General features: G+C 46.8%; 16 protein-coding genes. 5 read left to right on the top strand and 11 right to left on the bottom strand.

Going from position 1 to position 15,932, the window contains the following annotated elements:
- The gene (locus tag B3850_RS09570; RefSeq protein WP_286911685.1) at nucleotides 1–1,782 is read right to left on the bottom strand and encodes a M61 family metallopeptidase; all 1,782 of its coding nucleotides are present in this window, start codon (nucleotides 1,780–1,782) and stop codon (nucleotides 1–3) included.
- A 154-nt stretch (nucleotides 1,783–1,936) separates the two neighbouring features.
- Between B3850_RS09570 and B3850_RS09565 the strand changes: the two genes are divergently transcribed.
- From B3850_RS09565 to B3850_RS09545, 5 genes are all read left to right on the top strand, one after another.
- On the top strand, nucleotides 1,937–3,484 hold the full coding sequence (locus B3850_RS09565; protein ID WP_053952706.1) for a GGDEF domain-containing protein: 1,548 nt from the start codon (nucleotides 1,937–1,939) through the stop codon (nucleotides 3,482–3,484).
- Between the two features lie 59 nt (nucleotides 3,485–3,543).
- The gene (gene ppnN, locus B3850_RS09560; protein ID WP_053952707.1) at nucleotides 3,544–4,899 is read left to right on the top strand and encodes a nucleotide 5'-monophosphate nucleosidase PpnN; all 1,356 of its coding nucleotides are present in this window, start codon (nucleotides 3,544–3,546) and stop codon (nucleotides 4,897–4,899) included.
- A gap of 7 nt (nucleotides 4,900–4,906) precedes the next feature.
- Nucleotides 4,907–5,293, top strand: a complete 387-nt coding sequence (locus B3850_RS09555) for a DUF3192 domain-containing protein (protein ID WP_053952708.1) — start codon at nucleotides 4,907–4,909, stop codon at nucleotides 5,291–5,293.
- The gene (locus B3850_RS09550; protein ID WP_058579338.1) at nucleotides 5,290–6,810 is read left to right on the top strand and encodes a hypothetical protein; all 1,521 of its coding nucleotides are present in this window, start codon (nucleotides 5,290–5,292) and stop codon (nucleotides 6,808–6,810) included. Before B3850_RS09555 ends, B3850_RS09550 begins: the two co-directional genes overlap by 4 nt.
- Before the next feature lie 105 nt (nucleotides 6,811–6,915).
- Complete coding sequence (locus B3850_RS09545; protein ID WP_058579339.1) at nucleotides 6,916–7,920, top strand: isocitrate dehydrogenase; 1,005 nt, start codon at nucleotides 6,916–6,918, stop codon at nucleotides 7,918–7,920.
- Nucleotides 7,921–7,958: 38 nt separating this feature from the next.
- On the opposite strand, the gene B3850_RS09540 is transcribed toward B3850_RS09545, so the two are convergent.
- The 10 genes from B3850_RS09540 to B3850_RS09495 all read right to left on the bottom strand — a co-directional run bounded on the left by B3850_RS09540 (nucleotide 7,959) and on the right by B3850_RS09495 (nucleotide 15,925).
- Nucleotides 7,959–8,264 carry a helix-turn-helix domain-containing protein gene (locus tag B3850_RS09540; protein ID WP_286911684.1) on the bottom strand — a complete coding sequence of 102 codons (306 nt, stop codon included), beginning with the start codon at nucleotides 8,262–8,264 and terminating at the stop codon, nucleotides 7,959–7,961.
- A 13-nt stretch (nucleotides 8,265–8,277) separates the two neighbouring features.
- Complete coding sequence (locus B3850_RS09535; RefSeq protein WP_286872982.1) at nucleotides 8,278–8,634, bottom strand: type II toxin-antitoxin system RelE/ParE family toxin; 357 nt, start codon at nucleotides 8,632–8,634, stop codon at nucleotides 8,278–8,280.
- 213 nt (nucleotides 8,635–8,847) lie between these two features.
- Nucleotides 8,848–9,933: a 23S rRNA (cytidine(2498)-2'-O)-methyltransferase RlmM gene (gene rlmM / locus B3850_RS09530; RefSeq protein ID WP_058579340.1), complete on the bottom strand. Its 1,086-nt coding sequence runs from the start codon at nucleotides 9,931–9,933 to the stop codon at nucleotides 8,848–8,850.
- On the bottom strand, nucleotides 9,933–10,313 hold the full coding sequence (locus tag B3850_RS09525) for a DUF423 domain-containing protein (RefSeq protein WP_053952712.1): 381 nt from the start codon (nucleotides 10,311–10,313) through the stop codon (nucleotides 9,933–9,935). Before B3850_RS09525 ends, rlmM begins: the two co-directional genes overlap by 1 nt.
- Nucleotides 10,313–10,900, bottom strand: coding sequence for an alpha/beta fold hydrolase (locus B3850_RS09520; RefSeq protein WP_286872977.1), 588 nt, complete (start codon nucleotides 10,898–10,900; stop codon nucleotides 10,313–10,315). The genes B3850_RS09525 and B3850_RS09520 overlap by 1 nt, the downstream gene beginning before the upstream one ends.
- Nucleotides 10,901–10,932: 32 nt before the next feature.
- Nucleotides 10,933–11,832 (bottom strand): transcriptional regulator GcvA, encoded by a 900-nt coding sequence (locus B3850_RS09515; protein ID WP_053952714.1) that lies wholly within the window; start codon nucleotides 11,830–11,832, stop codon nucleotides 10,933–10,935.
- A gap of 95 nt (nucleotides 11,833–11,927) precedes the next feature.
- Nucleotides 11,928–12,692 (bottom strand): SDR family oxidoreductase, encoded by a 765-nt coding sequence (locus B3850_RS09510; protein WP_053952715.1) that lies wholly within the window; start codon nucleotides 12,690–12,692, stop codon nucleotides 11,928–11,930.
- A 20-nt stretch (nucleotides 12,693–12,712) separates the two neighbouring features.
- Nucleotides 12,713–13,609 (bottom strand): 3-hydroxyisobutyrate dehydrogenase, encoded by an 897-nt coding sequence (gene mmsB / locus B3850_RS09505; protein WP_058579343.1) that lies wholly within the window; start codon nucleotides 13,607–13,609, stop codon nucleotides 12,713–12,715.
- Nucleotides 13,610–13,636: 27 nt separating this feature from the next.
- A complete protein-coding gene (locus tag B3850_RS09500) occupies nucleotides 13,637–14,758 on the bottom strand; it encodes an enoyl-CoA hydratase/isomerase family protein (RefSeq protein ID WP_286872971.1) in 1,122 nt (373 codons plus the stop codon).
- A 9-nt stretch (nucleotides 14,759–14,767) separates the two neighbouring features.
- Nucleotides 14,768–15,925 carry an acyl-CoA dehydrogenase family protein gene (locus B3850_RS09495; protein WP_286872968.1) on the bottom strand — a complete coding sequence of 386 codons (1,158 nt, stop codon included), beginning with the start codon at nucleotides 15,923–15,925 and terminating at the stop codon, nucleotides 14,768–14,770.
- Nucleotides 15,926–15,932 lie beyond the last annotated feature (7 nt).

Raw genomic sequence — 15,932 nt, 5'->3', positions numbered from 1 at the left:
TTACGCGTTTGGATGCGGAATTTGCAGCCATTGTAAGAAACGCGCTTTCTGTTGTGCAGTAGGCGCGTCTACTGGCTCAATCGAGGCATCGGTTGCCGGTGCCTGCTCGAGCTTCAGCGTTTTTTCATGCAATTGATTACGACGGAAGAACGTGACCTTAACTTCATCACCCGCTTCATACTCCTGAAGCGCTTCCTCAAAACGACCCTGCATAACCGTATGACCGTCGTACGCAACAATGACATCATCCGGTCTAAAACCGGCTTCCCATGCCGGGCTACCGCGGCTGACTTGAGTCAACTCCATGCCACCGTCTACTTTCGATGCACGCCAACCTGTCCAGTTTTCTGGCTCATCATTTTCTTCGTAGACCAGCTCTAAGCCCGCATCGTTCAGCATTTTCTCAAATGGAATATCGGCTGCTGGTGCTTCAACATTGTTCTGCCACCATTGCTGCCACGAGTCACCAGTTAAGTCATTAAGAATTGCGAGCACATCGCTGGCCTTAAAGCCCTTTTCGTCGGCATCAAAGCGCTTGTAAAGTTCGTTGTGTACATCGCGATAACTAACTTCACCGTCCGTTGCCTCAAGTAACGCATTATCGAGCATCCAGGAGACTAACGCACCTTCCGAATAAATACTTACTGAGTCGTTGTGAGCACGGTCGCCATACTGATCAATCCAGGCTTCAAAAGAAGCCTCTGCCACTGACATAACCTCGCGGCCAGGCTTAGCTTTATAACGGTCAATACCACTAGCCAAGCGCTCGAAGTATTCGTCAGGTTCCATAACTCCCGCATGTAGCAGTAAGTGGTTTTGGAAGTAGCTTGTTGAGCCTTCGGCTATCCAGAATAAATCTGTATAGTTCTCTTTTTGGTAGTCGTAAGGCACCAGACCGTCTGGTCGATAAGCCTTCACGTTCCAGGTATGTACAAATTCGTGAGAGGCTGTCGACATAAACGACAAATAATCATCTCGACTGGCAAAGCTATAACGTGGGCGTTGAATAACCGTGGAGTTTTTGTGTTCCGTTGCACCACCAGCCCCGGAGGTTGCGTGAATCATAAAAACGTAGCGCTCAAAAGGGTAACTACTCCAAATAGAGTCACCGGTAGCTACTAATTTTTCCAGGTCTGCAACTGTCTGTTCAGCGTCGTAGTTGCCTTCGCCCCAAAACACCACTTCGTAGTCACGCCCGCCCTGCTCAAAGGCAAAGTGCTTATTAATACCCGTTTCTATTGGCGAGTCGACCAATACATCCCAGTTATCGGCGACAAATCTGTGATCTCCCTCGCGATCCATACCGGAATAGCTGCGCCACTCAGAAGGTACGTCTAAGGAAACTTTGACCGGGTCGTTACGCCATTTATCAGCGTACATAAATACCGCTGATGCATCTAAGTAGGCGTGGCTGTCGTCAATATGACGGCTTCTGCGGCCCAGCTGATCAGCATAGATTTCATAATTAACCGTCACTTCACCCGCGTTTTTCGGTAAGTGGATACGCCAGGTACTTTTATCCACTTTTTCCCAGCGCAGGTTCTGTCCGTTAGTTTTCGCGGTAAAGTCCCTAACCCCATTGGCCAAATTTAAAATACGGTAATACCCCGTGCGCCAGGCAGGCATTTTAATGTCCAGAAACTGCTCATTAGTTTCAGGAAAGGTGATACTAACGTCCCCTCGCTGGTGCTCCGGTTGAGTCAGATCAATTTTATACTCAGTATCTGCCCAGGCCGCTGAAGATGTTAATAGAATCGATAATGCTAATACGCTTTTACGCACAGTACGTCCCCGCTATTTTCGACTTTTTTGTTAGGAAATAAATGCAAAGACTACCACAATCTGTGAATAGTATTTAATGCAGAAACCGATAAACTTTGTCACCCTAAGACTCGTATTAGTATGAGTTGTCAGTAAGAAAGTAAGAAGGTGAGTAGTGTCAATACCTGAAACACCGCAAGAGCAGGTGCAGCATCTAAGCAAGAAGTTGCAGCAAAGCATTCAGTCCAGAAAGCAGATTGAGGACGATTATCGTCGGGACTCAGAACGTTACTCTGAGTTTGTTAATCAGTTGTGTCTGGCACTTAATGGTGTTGACAACGATTTAGACTCCATTATTCACCAACTTCGTAGCCAAATTCAGCAAAATGCATCGGCGGCAATACTTGACCCGCTGATTGAAAAACTCAGTGACGCCATTGCTAATTACACCATTAAATTTCAGCAGCAAACTAAGCAAACCACTGACACTATCTCAAACGCTTTGGCGAAACTCGAACCCTCAACAAAGCAAGCTGAAAAAGAACTGGCCAGCATTGAAAAAGCGTTTGAAAAACCGACCATGGCGCTTACCCACTATTTGCCGCTGGTTAATCGCTTATTGAATTTATCACACCAATGCGCTGTCACTAAAAACGAACCCAAAGCAGATGCCGTTGCTACTGAGACCTATCAAGCTCAATTATTTGATCTGTTAAGCGAAGTTGAATTTAGCGGTAACTCCGCAGAAGCATTACAACAAGTTAAAACTGCGCTGCAAAAACCTCAAAGCCTCGACACCCTGATGACCATCAGCCTCAAAGTTATGCGACTTATTTTCAACAGCGTGAATGAAGAACGTAAGTCGGCTCAGAGCTTTTTACAGCAACTCAATGCGTCACTCGAATCAGTCAATAACATACTGGGCAATACGGTAGGCGCGTCGGGCTATTTTGCAGAACAGCGCGACGTCCTTAATGAAAAGCTAAAGTTGGGCGTATCTGATATTTCTGACTGTGTTCATGGTGCTTCAGAAGTTTTCGAGCTGAAGGAAACGGTTGGCAGCAAGTTAAAGCAACTAGGTGCTACGTTGGAGCAGCATATTTTGCTGCAAAACCATGAGCGTGAAAATTTCACTAAAAATACTAGTGAGCTTGAAGATAAATTACGCCAGACAGAAGCGGAAGTTGAGCGTTACAAGCGGGAGCTGGCACAACAAAAATTCCGCAGTTTACAGGATGCGTTAACAAAGTTGCCTAACCGCTCTGCGTTTGAAGAACGACTGAATATGGAGTTTGCACGTTGGCAAAAAGGGCAAACCGCCCTCACCATCGCCATTGCTGATGTCGACTTTTTTAAAGACGTCAATGACAACTTCGGACATATTGCGGGTGATAAAACTCTACAGGTCATTGCCGGCACCTTAAACAAAACACTAAAAAATGATGGTTTTGTGTGTCGCTATGGCGGTGAAGAATTTGCTATTATCTTTTGTCTTGATGAGAATCAAGTGAAAGAGAAGATGGAATTAGCCCGAGAAAAAGTCGCTAATATCCCATTTAAGTTTAAAACTGACGATATTCGCATTACTGTATCGGCAGGCGTGGCGTCTTTTAAAAATAACAACGACACCACAGTGTCTGTTTTTGAACGTGCTGACAAAGCACTGTATCAAGCAAAAGAAAACGGACGAAACAACGTTATTCTGGCACCGGACGGATACTAATGATGAGGTGCCATATAAGGTGACAAGGGTCACCCTTTGTAAAGGAGTATTAAATAATAATGAGAGCAAGTATTTCTCCCAGAGGCACAATGTCTCTGTTGTCACAACTAGAAATAGAACGACTAAAAAAATCTTCAAACAGCCAACTCTATAAGCTTTTCAGAAACTGCTGCCTTGCCGTACTGAATGCCGGTAGTAAAACCGACAGCAGCGCAGAAATTTACGACAAGTACCAAGATTTCTCCGTTAATATCATTCGCAAAGAGCGCGGCATAAAAATCGAACTTATTGAGCCGCCGGAAGAGGCGTTTGTCGACGGTGAGCTTATTGTTGGTATTCGCGAGTTACTGGAGTCTGTGCTTAGGGACATTCTATTTACCGGCGAGCGTTATTCAGAAGAAGAGCTTAAAGACGCAGATAGCGCCACCCTAACCCATGTCGTTTTCGATATTCTGCGCAACGCTCGTACCGTTCAGGCCATGCAAGAGCCTGACATGGTGGTATGCTGGGGTGGTCACTCAATTAGTGAAGAAGAGTACAAGTATACTAAGGAAGTAGGTTATCAGCTGGGCCTTCGTGGTTTGAATATCTGTACAGGTTGCGGCCCCGGCGCTATGAAAGGTCCTATGAAAGGCGCGACTATTGGTCACGCTAAGCAGCGCATCAGTGGCGGTCGGTATTTAGGGTTAACAGAGCCAGGCATCATTGCCGCTGAGCCACCTAACCCTATTGTCAACGAACTCGTCATTTTACCGGACATTGAAAAGCGTCTGGAAGCCTTTATTCGTTGTGCACACGGCATTGTTATATTCCCCGGTGGCGCAGGCACTGCCGAAGAGCTGCTTTATTTACTGGGCATTTTAATGCACCCGAAAAACCAGCAGCAAAGCTTACCGGTCATTTTAACCGGGCCTGAAAGTTCACGTGACTATTTCGAAGCCTTAGATGAATTCATTATCGAGACATTGGGTGAAGAAGCTCGTCAACTGTACCGAATTATTATTGCAGACCCGGCCAGTGTCGCTCAGCATATGAGTGCCGGTATGGCTTCGGTGAAGCAGTATCGCCGCGACTCGGGCGATGCCTATTACTTCAACTGGACACTGTTTATTGACGACAATTTCCAGCGTCCATTTGTACCAACACACGACAATGTGGCCGCGTTGAACTTGCACCCTGACCAGCCAAAAGAAGAGTTAGCCGCTGACTTGCGTCGCGCCTTCTCATCTATTGTTGCCGGTAATGTGAAAGACGACGGTATTCGCCGCATTCGTGAAAAAGGCGTATTCACCATTCACGGTGAAACCCAGTTAATGAAGCGACTGGACGTATTATTGCAAGCGTTCGTCGAACAAGGCCGTATGAAGTTACCGGGTTCGGTGTACTATCCTTGCTATAAAGTCGTTACTGATTAAGCGGGTTATGAAGAACAAGGTTTTTGTCATTTTAGCCATAGGCGCTGTTAGCTACTTGGCAATTGTCGGATTAGTCCTGATGTTGTATCAGGCTGATCCGGCCGATCTTAAATGGCAGGAACGTGAAACCTATAATGCACGTCAAATTGGTCAACTCGACTTAGGCATGTCGAAAGACAGTGTTATTCGAATATTGGGCTCTCCCGATATCAACGAAGCTAAATCGTCTGAGCAAGGCGACATGCAAGTCCTGTTTTACCGTACCCATCATGTTACTTCTGACGGCATTACAACCAAAGACGAATGCACCCCTTTGGTGTTCAAAGATAATGAACTTATTGCCTGGGGTAATGACTCTTACCAAGACTACCAGAACACTCAGAGGCGACAATGAACAAGCTCGCTAACTGTTGTGCTAAAGCTTACGGGCTAATGGACAAGCATGACATTCGCCAGCTGTATCAATTTGTGAAGTCGCTTGATGAAGAGTTTCAAGAGTATCGCTGGCCTGAATTACTTCCCTGCTACGCTCAGGCCCGTTTCGAAAATAACGATAAGCTCGTTGAGTTCCTTGCTCAGGCTGTTAACGCATTAAAGTTAGGAAAAACTCTGGCTTTGCACACCCATTACCGGCGGGTGTTAGCAGCCGCTTGTCTGAGTGCCTGTATTAATGAGAGTGTGGATTACTGGCGCTCTAAGCAACTGCGCCAGGCGCTTTGGTTAGAAGCATTGAAGCCCTTGAGTTTTAACTCTCATGATATTGCGTTTTATCGGCATTGGGTGGCGCTCATATCGCGGGTTCAGCAACAGCGTGTGCCTCCGGAAGTTGAGTTCGCACCTCAACTAAACAGTGTTTTCCGATACAAGTTCTGGCCATTAATGAAGCAAAGCGCCGGCTTTTGTCGTTATTTCACGGGCCAACGCTTTAAGCACACTAAAAAGTCGCGTTCCGCACTACTGATGGATTATCAGAAAGGTCAGTTTTTATTGGCATTTCCTCATAAGCTGCATACGCCATTTTATGTGAGTGCAGAGCAGCTAGAGCAGTGGCAGCCAACTAACGAACCAACAGCCTCAGACATTCTCGAGTCATTGGTGAAACATCGGGACTTTTTACTTGAGGCCAGACCCTCTACTTTGCAAACACCGAAAGCATTGCTTACAGCCATTAATCGATACGCTAATGCGTCTGGTTCACTCAATGCGGTGATACAGCAAATTAGAAAAGTGCCCTATTTAAGCGAGTCGGTGCATCAGTCCGTCATAGAAAATGAACGGATCAACAATGATGAAGCCGCTAAAATGGATATTAAGCAGGCCTATCTATGGTTGGGCGCCAAGCGCGCTTCCGTCATTCTTGCGACGGCTTTTTTGCAGCACCAATTTTCGCTAAATAGCATACCGTTGCATAAAGCGCTCATGCAACGCATTAACCTGCTGTGTACCTTACTGGAAAAGCTCAGCCAAAGTAGCGGTATTAAACTTCCCACGCCCGCTCCGCTATTAGCATTATTGTCAGGTGCCGACCTGTTCCGCCATCCGGATTTATTAAAGTCATCTAAATGGCCAAAAGTATCGGTTATCGAGCACTTTTATTGCAGTAGCTGGGTCGGCTCAGCGTTAGATCCGGCTGACTTTAGACGCAGTCGTCAGTTGGTTGCTCGCTGGCAACTGCCCGAGAAGACAAACTTACTACTTGATCCAGAACAAACAACTGACAAAAAGTTAACCGCCCTATTCTACGTTGCCCATTTTCTGGCGGTTAAGGTGTATCACCCACAAGCAGAATTAAGCGATTCGGCTCAGAAGCTGCTAGACTCTTGCTATGAAGCATTAGGCGCAACACCAACGAGTGCTCAAAAAGTGCAGCAGATAGCAGCGTTTGAGAGTCATTGTCACTCTCCCTTATAGCACCTATTCACTTGGTGAATAATGCTTTTCTAGTCACATAAACTGTAGGGGTGGTAGAATTACTGCCTGTATTTAGTTGTAACACGGTTTGAAGGAACTCTTTAAATGAGCAAGACAATCACAGTTATTCCAGGCGATGGTATTGGTCCCGATATTGTTAAGTCGGCAACAGCCATTCTCGACAAAGCAGGTTGCGACTTTGAATACGAATATGTAGAAGCCGGTTTAACCGCTTTAGAAAAAACTGGCGAGCTTCTGCCACAGAATACACTTGATGCTATCGCTCGTAACGGTGTTACTTTAAAAGGTCCATTAACGACCCCCGTTGGCGAAGGCTTTACCTCGATTAATGTCAGCCTTCGCAAGCACTTCGGGCTATACGCAAATATGCGTCCCGTATTGTCGTTCAAAGGCACTCAGGCACGCTACGAAAATATTGATATCATTACTATCCGCGAGAACACCGAAGGCATGTACTCAGGTCTTGGTCAGAAAGTCTCAGAAGACGGTAACGAAGCCGAGGCTATGAGCAAAATCACGCGTGAAGGTGCTGAGCGTATCGTGCGTTTTGCTTACGAAACAGCCCGTCGCGAAGGCCGTAAAAAAGTAACGGCAGTACATAAAGCCAATATTTTGAAATCCACTTCTGGTTTATTCCTGAAAGTAGCTCGCGAAATTGCCGAAGAATACCCAGATATCGAATCTGCTGAGATGATTGTCGATGCGGCGTGTATGCGCTTGGTTATGAACCCGGAAGAGTTCGACGTTATTGTCACTACCAACCTGTTTGGCGACATACTGTCTGACCTTTGCGCAGGTTTAGTCGGTGGTTTGGGCATGGCGCCAGGCGCTAACATTGGTAAAGACTGCGCTATTTTTGAAGCGGTTCACGGCTCTGCACCAGACATTGCGGGTAAAAATCTGGCTAACCCAAGCTCTGTTATTCTGGCTTCTATTCAAATGCTGGAATACTTAGGCATGGCCGACAAAGCTGAAAAAATCACCAAAGCTCTGGCGGACGTTATTGAGTCCGGTGATCGCACCACCCGCGATCTCGGTGGTTCGCACGGCACAACAGACTTTACACAAGCGGTTATTGACCGTCTGTAATCAGTTTACAGCAGGCTTTCCCGGTGAAAGCCTGCTTCTTATTTGAATTGAGTTATTTCTACGTCCTGCCCGTCGGGAAATTTAGCATGTAACTCTAACGTCCCTCCTAGAGCCTCAATGTAGTGTTTCAAAGTACTTAGCATTGCATCGGGACGAGATTCAATTTTCGATATGTTTGACTGAGCAAGCTCCAAAGCTTTTGCTACGGTCGTTTGATTCAATCCACGCGCTTTCCTAACTTCCGCTAATGTCATTTCAGCGATAACATCCACAGCCTTAGCTCGTGCTTTCGCTTTCACTTCCGGCTTGATTCGCTTTTTCATTTCGCTAAGTGGTTTCACCATAACTAACCTCTAATTAATCATTGCCGATTTTCAAATAGTCCAAAAATAACTGCTCAGCAAGAGGAATCATTTTCCGATAAAAGGCCTTATCTTTACTGCCATTTTTACGACCACCACATAACAAGACGGCCTGTCGCTTAGGGTCAAATGCATAAAATACTCTATATGGACTTCCAGCATGACTTATCCGCAACTCTTTCAAGTTTTTAAGATACTTTGTACCTTTTAGAGTATCCGCCTGAGGGCGCCCCAGGTTCGGTCCTTTAATTTCCAGCACATCAACCATTGCCTGAACATCTACCTGTTCAGCATCACTTAATGAAAAGAACCACTTTTCATATTCATCCGTGACGAGTATCATCCAATCCATGATGACTCCAAAACACCCTTAAAAGTATATACCGTTAAAGATATACTAACAACAAAATAAAGAAAGTCATTATAGAGCCGAAGGACTACTTTTCAGAACACGTAATGTCGTCAATTTCTTTAAGATAGAACGTATTACAAACAGGAAGGTAAAATGGATAAAGCGGTATAGCCATAAACTGAAAGCCATACCGCTTTGAGGATTGCTTTAGAATTACTGCTTCGGTAGCCAGCGCAAGTGAACTGTTATTTCTTCACGATCGTGATACAGGTGCTTGGCCTGAATTTCGAATGGCTTCGTGCCCTGTGTCTGTAGCTGGTCTTTTATTTGCTCCAGATACTCTTTCACCGCAGCATAGCGCTGACGCATGGGTAACTTCAGGTTAAAAATAGCTTCCTGACAGTCGCCTTCAAGCAACCAGCTTGTCATTAACTCACCGACTCGGGCTGGCTTTTCAACCATGTCACAAACTAACCAGTGAATGTTTTTGCGTTTTGGGCGAAACTTAAAGCCATCTTCTTTTATATGCTGAACCTGCCCGGTTTCCATTAACGCCTCAGCCATAGGGCCGTTATCAACAGCCTGTACCATCATACCCCGACGCACTAACTGATACGTCCAGCCACCTGGCGCAGCACCTAAGTCGACGGCCTTCATACCGGGATGTATGCGTTTTTCCTGCTCACTTTCAGGAACAAACACTTGAAAAGCCTCATCGAGCTTCAACGTCGAACGGCTAGGCCCGTCTTTTGGCATTCTTAGACGTAAAATACCGCCGTCATAAGGTGTCTGGTTATAACTGTATGAATACCCGGTCAGGGCATGTGCTGAATTAACAAAGAGTACATGCAGTAAAGGACGCTTTGCCAACGGTTTATTACTTAACAACTCTTCTTTTCGCAAAGCCTGACGAAGCGGAACACTGAACTTCCGACAAAACTTTGATAACTGATTAGCTTCGTTTGTATCAGGTGTTTCCACCCGGAGCTCGCCGGCCAAGCCGAAGGTTTCCTGATGCGGCTTTAACGCTTTTATCACCTCACTGGCTCGGTCTTCAACGCCAGCCAGTTTAATTGGGCTAAGCAAAGCGAACATTTCGCGTGCGAACACCAAGTCTTTCAACGAAAGCTTTCTGGCAATATGCTCCGCTTCTTCAGCCTGACAATTATAAGTGACATAAGCCTGATTCGGCTGTGTCTGGCAGTATCCGTAAATACCAAGCTCGGTCGCTTTATCCTGAATTTCAGCGGCACAGTCGCCTTCAAAACCAGCACGACACAATAAAATAATTCCGCTCATTAACTCACTGCTCCTAACTTTATTGCGCCAATAAGCAAGCTTATCCAGCCTGCGATAAATAGCAAACCACCTAAGGGTGTTATGGGCCCAAACCACTTAATACCGGTGAGCGCTAATGCGTATAGACTACCAGAAAACAAAATGACACCGGCTATCCATAAATAACCGCTTGCCACAAACCATCCAGACGTTGTCTGTTTAAGCCATAAGGCTAACGCTAGTAGCGCTAGTGTATGGTAAAACTGATAGGTTACACCGGTCTCAAAAGCACTCAGCAAACTCTCACTCAATTTCGACTTAAGACCATGCGCAGCAAAGGCGCCTAACATAACACCCGTTGCGCCTAAAAATGCCGCAACGATTAAAAATAACTGACTCACTAAATAAACTCCTTAATTGCCGTAGCCGCTTGCTGCCAAATAACGGGCGTGTCTGCCGATTTTGCTTTAGTTGCTTCAAAGCCGTGATCAGCCCCTTCCAGCCAACGCAATGACCAGTTGTCAGGTAAAGTTACACACTCACCCTGCTCTTTCTTCTTCATTAACGGTTTACTAAAGGGGTCTCGAGTTCCCTGTAAAATAAGCCCCGGAGCTCGGCTCATTGCTAACTCATCCAACCGCGAGTTTTCTGGTTTTTGCGGAGGGTGGAACGGAAAACCTAATGCAATAGACGCTTGAGCATTGAACTTGTCCGCCACGCGCAACATCACTCGGCTGCCCAGCGACTTCCCCATTAAAACCAACGGTTTGTTGTCCTGCTGCAGGTCTTGCAGTAGAGACTCGACTGCCTCAACAAGGGTTGGCATTCTGTTGGGTGGCCTGGGCTTACCGGTTTCTCTTACTTTCTCCCAGTACGGAAAGTCCGGGCGAACCACTTCAGCGCCAAAGGCCACACATTGCTCAGCAAAATAATTCATAAACGCAGTGTCGGGACCTCCACCAGAGCCATGAAAAAATACAACTCTCATCGCACCCTCTGGGTGTTGCCGCTGATAACGCATCACTCTTTAAATTCCCGTTCTTCCTGCTGCACTATGTCCAGCAGCCATTGCCGAAAGGTCGCGATTTTACCGATTTCGGCCTGGTTGTCACGACAAACCAAATAAAAGGCTTTATTCCGCTGCAACGCTTGGGGAAATATTCTCACCAAATGACCACTGTCAATTTCAGGCTTTACTAACACGTTATTGGCTAAGGCCACCCCTTGACCATGCACCGCTGCTTGCAGCGCCAGGCTCGAGTGACTGAACACCGGGCCGTTATCGCCTTTATATTGTGGCAAACCAACTAACTGAAACCAGTCTTTCCAGGCATTACGCGTTTCATCATGTAACAGTGTTTGTTTAAATAAATCTGCCGGCTCTGTTATGTCGGCTTTATTCAACAATAAAGGCGAACACACTGGCCATAAGTATTCTTCATGAAGCTGATAGGACTTGACTCCGGGCCAGCGACCGTCACCGTAATAAATGGCTACGTCGACATCATCAGTCAGTGAACCGCTAATTTCATCAACTGCTTTTATACGAATATCCATGTCTGGGTGTGCTTCGCGAAAGCTGCTTAGCCGCGGTACAAACCATAAAATGGCGAAACTAGGAGGCACCGATACAGTCAGAGCTCCGCGCTCTGATACCAATCGCAATTTGTCGGTCGCTTGCGCCAACTGTTCAAAAATTTCCCGAAGCTCTAAATAGTACTCCTGACCTTCTTCAGTCAGCAATAACGAACGGTTTCGACGAATAAACAGCTTAAGTTCGAGGAAGTCTTCTAACGCTTTAACCTGATGACTCACTGCCGCTTGGGTAACAAACAGCTCTTCGGCTGCTTTGGTGAAGCTAAGGTGGCGTGCGGCCACTTCAAAAGATTTTAGTGCATTTAAGGGAGGTAATTTGCGCATGCCGATACAAAAAAGCGTCTCTGTTTTTTAGTTACTCACTACTATAACAGAGACGCCCTTCATTCGGCTATTTACATTACTTTATCTAATGCGACTTACAGTCGTACGCCACCGTCAATTTCGACGACTCGACCGCTGAAAAAGTCATTTTCAATAATGTAACGTGCGCTGTGGGCAATTTCATTGGGCTGTCCCCAGCGCTTCAACGGCACCATAGACAACGCACGCTCGACCGCTTCGGGTTTCATTTGAGCTGTCATTGGCGTTTCAATAAAGCCAGGGGCAATAGCTCCACAGCGAATGCCATAACGACCAAGCTCCCGCGCCCAGGTTACTGTCATTGCAACTACACCGGCTTTCGTTGCGGAATAGTTGGTCTGACCCATGTTGCCAGCACGAGCTACACTAGAAATATTAATAATGACGCCCTTTTTACCGGCTTTCACCATTTGTGCTGCCGCCTCACGACCACACAGGAAGGTACCGGTTAGGTTAACGTCTAATACAGACTGGAACTGTTGCAAAGGCATTTTTTGTTTCAGTTCACCGTCTTTGTATTTAATCAATAAACCGTCGCGCAGTAAGCCGGCATTATTGACTAATACATCAATGCCGTTAAATTCCTGCTGAATTTGCTCAAACACGGTTTCTACTGACTCTTCGTCAGTAATATCGACTTCATAGCCAATAACCTTGGCTGCGCCTAGTTTTTCGCACTGTTCTTGAGCGTCACCTAACACGTCACCGTTAATGTCGATAAGCGCTAACTGAGCGCCCTGCTTGGCAAAGTCTTCTGCCATTGCAAGGCCCAGCCCCTGAGCGCCACCGGTAATTACAATCACACTGTCTTTAATTTGCATGTGTTTCCTCAATTCTTAAGTTACTTCTGTGACTTAGGCGCCACATAGTTAAAGATACTGGAAAAGTCCTGACGACCATGGCCTTGTTCAGACCAACTGTGGTATAGATTACGCGTCAGCGAGCCCATTGGCGTCGCGGCACCACTTTCCAGGGCCGTTTGCTGGGCTAAGCCTAAATCCTTCGCCATTAGGTCAACCAAAAAGCCACCTTGATAATCGTTACTGGAAGGTACGTTTTCCATAACCCCTGGGCATGGGTTATACACTTCCAGCGTCCAGTTACGACCTGAACTTGCCAGCATTATTTCGGATAAAATTTTCGGGTCAAGACCATTTGCCTTGCCCAATTGCAGAGCTTCTGACGTGCCAACCATCAATACAGAAAGCAGCATGTTGTTACAAATTTTAGCAATTTGCCCGGCTCCGACATCGCCTGCACGGAACACATTTTTGCCCATGTCGTTCAATACAGTGCGTGCACGGTCTACATTGCTTTCAGTACCACCGCAAATAAAGGTTAAGGTACCGGCTTTCGCGCCACCCACGCCACCAGACACTGGTGCATCAATGAAAGCGATACCCGCTTTCTCAAGTTCTTCACCCACAAACATCGCTGTATCTGAAGAAATGGTGCTGCAATCGATAACTAATTGGTCTTTAGACAGTTTGTTAATAAGTCCGTTGTCACCTAAATAAACACCTTTAACGTGACGGTCTGCCGGTAACATTGAAACCACAAACTCAGCGCCATCAATAGCTTCTTCGGCGGTTTTCGCGGCTTGCGCACCATCTGCGACAACGGCTTTTAGCGCCTCTTCTGACAAGTCGAACGCTTTAACTTTGTGCCCTGCTTTAGCCAGGTTGCTGGCCATTGGGCCACCCATGTTACCCAGTCCAATAAATCCTACGGTTGCCATGTCGGCACTCCTTCTTGTTCATTCGTTTTATTTATCGAGATCGGCCAGCGGATGCGTTCTGTCACCCCACGGAGGTAAAAAGAATGCATCAACCTCTTCTGCGGGTACGTCCGCCACTGAACGGTGCTGCCATTGTGGATTTTTATCTTTATCAATCAGCAAAGCTCGAATGCCTTCAGCAAAATCACCGCGAACCGCGCAGTTACACGACAGTGTCAACTCTAACCGGAAACAGTCAGCTAACGACAGGTCAGAGCCTTGCTGTAACTGGTTCCAAACCAAATGAGAGGTGAACGGGCAACCGTTCGCCAGGTTTTTCCGTGCCCGGCTTAACCATTTGTCATCAGTTTCATCGTTAACAATGCGCTCAGCAATGTCACCAATGTCATTACCTGCTGTGAGCTCAGAAATAAGAGACTGATGCGGTTCTACCTGAGGCGCTGGCAGTGCCGTTGTGTCGTCACTCGCTACTGCGCTCAGTAAGTCAGTCACTTTTTGTTTATTAAGCGCGGCTGTATTGCCCCACTCAGTCTCTTTGAGACGAGTCAGTATAACGTCTTTACTCTCATGACCAACGAAGTGATCGGCCAAGTTCAAATAAAGCGCATCATTGGCATTGATGGTTGCGCCGGTAATTCCGAGGAATAACCCACAACCTTCCGGCATACGGTTCAGGAAGTAAGTCGCGCCAACGTCTGGGTACAAACCTATAGTAACTTCCGGCATGGCCAGTAAAGATCGCTCGGTCACAATACGGTGGCTGGCTCCATTCATTAAACCCATACCGCCGCCCATCACTATGCCGTCACCCCAGCAAATGAAAGGCTTCGGGTAGGTCTGAATGAGATAGTCCAGCTTGTATTCCTGAGTAAAGAAGTTTTCAACCTCTTCCACTAACTTGCCTGGCTCGGCCTGCATAGCTTTGTACATAGCGACAATGTCACCACCGGCACAGAAGGCTTTTTCACCAGAGCCCTGCAACCAGACACAAGCCACTTTGTCGTCATCTGCCCATTTCTTGAGCTGTGGCAGCAGCTTTTCAGCCATTGCCAAACTTAAGGCATTCAACGATTTCTCGGAATTTAATGTAGCAACGCCGATGACTTTGTCACCGGCGTTTAGTTCTTCAAAAAGTACAACGTCTTGCATGGAGTCTCCTTACAAGATTTCGCGGTCGTTATCCGCCAACATACGGCGACCAATAATCATACGCATGACTTCGTTCGTGCCTTCCAGAATCTGGTGAACACGAACATCACGCACATGGCGCTCTAATGGATACTCTTTTATGTAGCCATAACCACCGTGCAGTTGCAGTGCGTCGTTACACACCTTAAAACCAACATCGGTCGCAAACTGCTTCGCCATAGCGCAATAGGTGGTTTTGTCAGCGTCGTTGTTATCAACTTTACTGGCTGCCAAACGCACCATTTGGCGGGCTGCTACCAGCTCAGTGGCCATATCGGCTAACTTAAACTGTAGTGCCTGAAAAGCTGCCAACGGCTTACCAAATTGCGTACGTTCCTGCATGTAGGCTTTAGCGGTATTCAGCGCCGCTTGTGCGGTACCGACAGAGCAAACGGCGATGTTGATGCGTCCACCGTCTAAGCCCATCATGGCAAACTTAAAGCCTTCGCCTTCTTTACCCAGCAAGTTTTCTGCCGGAATACGAACGTCTTCAAACGTTACTAAGCGAGTTGGCTGGGCGTTCCAGCCCATTTTCTCTTCGGCTTTACCGTAAATAACACCTTTGGCATCGGCCGGTACAGCAAAGGCAGAAATGCCTTTAGGACCATCTTCGCCAGTGCGTGCCATAACCACCAGAACGTCAGTTTCACCGGCACCGGAGATAAACATTTTAGAGCCGTTCAGAACGTACTCGTCACCATCTTTTTTCGCACTGGTGCGTAAGCTGGCAGCGTCTGAACCTGAACCGGGTTCTGTCAGGCAGTAAGAGCCCAGCTTCTCGCCGGTAACCAACTCTGGTACCCACTGGTCAATTACAGACTGTTGGCCGAACGAGCCAATCATCCAGGTGACCATGTTGTGAATGGTCATCATGGCTGTTGTTGCTGTACATCCACCTGCCAGTTGCTCAAAAATGAGCGCTGAGTCTAAGCGGCTCATTCCGAAGCCGCCAGCTTCTTCCGGCGTGTACATGCCCATAAAGCCCATTTCACCGGCTTTACGGAACACTTCAATTGGGAAATGATGTTCTTCATCCCATTTTGCCGCATTCGGCGCCAGCTCTTTTTCAGCAAACGCCTTTGCCGTATCGACAAAGGCTTGTTGATCTTCTGTCAGTTCAAAGTTCATCGTTGTC

The sequence above is a fragment of the Idiomarina sp. UBA4520 genome, from assembly GCF_002388365.1.
Classification (GTDB): Bacteria; Pseudomonadota; Gammaproteobacteria; order Enterobacterales; family Alteromonadaceae; genus Idiomarina; species Idiomarina zobellii.
Note: the sequence above shows the minus strand (reverse complement) of the source record. Positions and strands in the feature narration are given on the sequence as shown.

What these genes read in the sequence shown, in the direction of transcription:
- ppnN (WP_053952707.1), top strand. Translation starts at nt 3,544, where the DNA reads ATGAGAGCAAGTATTTCTCCCAGAGGCACAATGTCTCTGTTGTCACAA.
- B3850_RS09555 (WP_053952708.1), top strand. Translation starts at nt 4,907, where the DNA reads ATGAAGAACAAGGTTTTTGTCATTTTAGCCATAGGCGCTGTTAGCTAC.
- B3850_RS09550 (WP_058579338.1), top strand. Translation starts at nt 5,290, where the DNA reads ATGAACAAGCTCGCTAACTGTTGTGCTAAAGCTTACGGGCTAATGGAC.
- B3850_RS09545 (WP_058579339.1), top strand. Translation starts at nt 6,916, where the DNA reads ATGAGCAAGACAATCACAGTTATTCCAGGCGATGGTATTGGTCCCGAT.
- B3850_RS09540 (WP_286911684.1), bottom strand. Translation starts at nt 8,264, where the DNA reads ATGGTGAAACCACTTAGCGAAATGAAAAAGCGAATCAAGCCGGAAGTG.
- B3850_RS09535 (WP_286872982.1), bottom strand. Translation starts at nt 8,634, where the DNA reads ATGGATTGGATGATACTCGTCACGGATGAATATGAAAAGTGGTTCTTT.
- rlmM (WP_058579340.1), bottom strand. Translation starts at nt 9,933, where the DNA reads ATGAGCGGAATTATTTTATTGTGTCGTGCTGGTTTTGAAGGCGACTGT.
- B3850_RS09520 (WP_286872977.1), bottom strand. Translation starts at nt 10,900, where the DNA reads ATGAGAGTTGTATTTTTTCATGGCTCTGGTGGAGGTCCCGACACTGCG.
- B3850_RS09515 (WP_053952714.1), bottom strand. Translation starts at nt 11,832, where the DNA reads ATGCGCAAATTACCTCCCTTAAATGCACTAAAATCTTTTGAAGTGGCC.
- B3850_RS09510 (WP_053952715.1), bottom strand. Translation starts at nt 12,692, where the DNA reads ATGCAAATTAAAGACAGTGTGATTGTAATTACCGGTGGCGCTCAGGGG.
- mmsB (WP_058579343.1), bottom strand. Translation starts at nt 13,609, where the DNA reads ATGGCAACCGTAGGATTTATTGGACTGGGTAACATGGGTGGCCCAATG.
- B3850_RS09500 (WP_286872971.1), bottom strand. Translation starts at nt 14,758, where the DNA reads ATGCAAGACGTTGTACTTTTTGAAGAACTAAACGCCGGTGACAAAGTC.
- B3850_RS09495 (WP_286872968.1), bottom strand. Translation starts at nt 15,925, where the DNA reads ATGAACTTTGAACTGACAGAAGATCAACAAGCCTTTGTCGATACGGCA.